Below are 2,221 nucleotides of genomic sequence, written 5' to 3' on the forward strand. Positions count from 1 at the left end.
ACCCGACGCTGACCGCCGTCGCGCTCCACCACGGCCGCACGCCCGACGCCTTGCGCACCCACCACAAAGCCGTCGCCGACTTCCCGTCGGTCCGCATCCTGCCCGAGACCGACCTCGAGGCTGCGCGCGCCGACCTCGAGGACGCCCGCACCACGCTGGCCCAAGCGTGGGACACCGACGCTGTCCGGCTCGCCCTCGAGGACGTCGACTGGAACAAGGACGCGCCGCTCGACGGCGCCGATGTGCTGGACCGCGTCGGAGCGTTTGCCCGAGGTGAGGACCCCGATGCTTTGGCCTGGGCGCTCGCCTGCTCGCCCGACGCCATCGCCAAGCACGCCCGCAAGACCGGCGGCGGAGGTCGCACCAAGGCCGACCGCGCGGCCGCCCTCGAGGACGCTGTCTCGGATCCGGGCATCGAGGCGTGCGGCGCTCTCCAAGCCGCTGTCCTCGACCTCGACCTGGCGTTCACGCGCGCGTTCGTCCTCGAGGTCGACGCCCAGATCGCGGCCATCAAGGAGCGGCGGAGCCAGCTCACGTTCGCCGACCTGATCTCGCGGCTGCACGGCGCGCTCCACGACCCGGCTACGTCTGAGACGTTAGCCGCCGGCATCCGGCACCAGTTCTCGGTCGCGCTCATCGACGAGTTCCAGGACACCGATCCGCTCCAGTACGCCATCTTCAAAACGGCCTTTCAAGGCGTGCCGCTCTACTTCGTCGGCGACCCGAAGCAGGCCATCTACGCGTTCCGAGGCGCCGACGTCCACGCCTACCTCGGCGCCCAGCGCGAGGCCGACCGACGGTTCACGCTAGGAACCAACTGGCGGAGCACGGCCGGACTCGTCGACGCGGTCAACGCCGTCTTCGCCGCGCCCGACCGCGCGTTCCTGTTCGACGGCATCCCGTTCCGACCCGTCGCGTCGTCGCCATCGAAGCAGGACTCTCGACTCGAGGACGGAGATCTGCCGCCGCTCGTCTGGTGGCCCGCGCCGATGACCGAAGATGGCAGGCCGTTGGGCAAAGGCGCGATCGGCAAAGAGATCCCGCCGCTCGTCGCCACCGAGATCGCGCGTCTGTTGGGCACCGCCCGACTCGAGGGCGAGCCGCTCAGCGCCGGCGACATCGCGGTCCTGGTCCCAACGCGCTTCGAGGCCGGCGCTGTCCTCGAGGCGTTGCAAGACCTGGGCGTCCCGGCCGTCGTGTCGCGTGCCAACGACGTGCGCCAAAGCGCCGTCATGGCCGATGTCGAACTGATCCTGCGCGCCGTCCTGCGTCCCGACGACGAGCGCGCCCGCCGCGCCGCGCTCTCGACCGAGCTGTGGGGATGGTCGGCTCACGAGATCGCCGCCCTCGATGACGCGCCCGAGCGCGAGACCGAGGTCGTCCAGCGCCTGCGCGAGGGGCAGCGCCAGTGGCGCCGGACCGGCGTGTTGGGCGTGCTGGTCGAGTTTCAGCACGCCCAGAACGTCGTCGAGCGACTGTTGGGTCGCCCCGACGGCGAGCGGATGGTGACCGACCTACGCCACGTCGCCGAGTTGCTGCACGAGATCGAGACGAGCGGCGCGCGGTCGCCCGAGAACTTGATGCACTGGGTCCGAAACCGGGAGGACCAGGCGCTTCCGTCGCGCGAGATGAAGGAGCTCCGCCTGGAGCGCGACGCCGACGCGGTCACCATCACGACCCACCACAACTCGAAGGGGCTCGAGTACGAGATCGTCTTCCTGCCCTACCTGTGGTCGCTGTCCCAGCGCGACTACCAAGTTCAGCGTCCGACACTCGCGCGGACCGAGGACGGCGTCGTCTACGACCTGGGCTCCGATGCCCTCGAGGACTACGACCGGATGCGCCAGGCCGACGCCTTGGCCGAGAACGTCCGCAAGGCCTACGTCGCCATGACGCGGGCGCGCGAGCGGTGCTACGTCGTCTGGGGCCGCGTCGGGAGCGGGCGGTGGCGGCTCGAGAACAAGTCGTCGCTGGGCTACTTGCTGGCCGGTCACCGCGCGCCGAACGACGGGTCGCTCGCCGATCACGTCGAGGCCGCCCGCAAAGAGGCCGCCGTCGACAACCCGTTCGACGCCGTCCTCGCCCTCGATCCCGACGGCACGACGATGCGGATCGTCCAGCCGCCGCGCCCCGGCTCCGTCGCCCGTCGCGCCGACGCGTCCTCGAGGTCGGAGCCCGGTCAGGCTGCTGCGCTCGGGGCCGACCCTCGAGGGCGGATCAC

At 71.0% G+C, this 2,221-nt stretch carries 1 protein-coding gene; it reads left to right on the forward strand.

Going from position 1 to position 2,221, the window contains the following annotated elements:
* A partial coding sequence (locus WBA11_RS17300) for a UvrD-helicase domain-containing protein (RefSeq protein WP_424521890.1) occupies positions 1-2,221 on the forward strand: 2,221 nt, incomplete at both ends.

This window comes from Rubrivirga sp., from assembly GCF_049648075.1.
Classification (GTDB): domain Bacteria; phylum Bacteroidota; class Rhodothermia; order Rhodothermales; family Rubricoccaceae; genus Rubrivirga.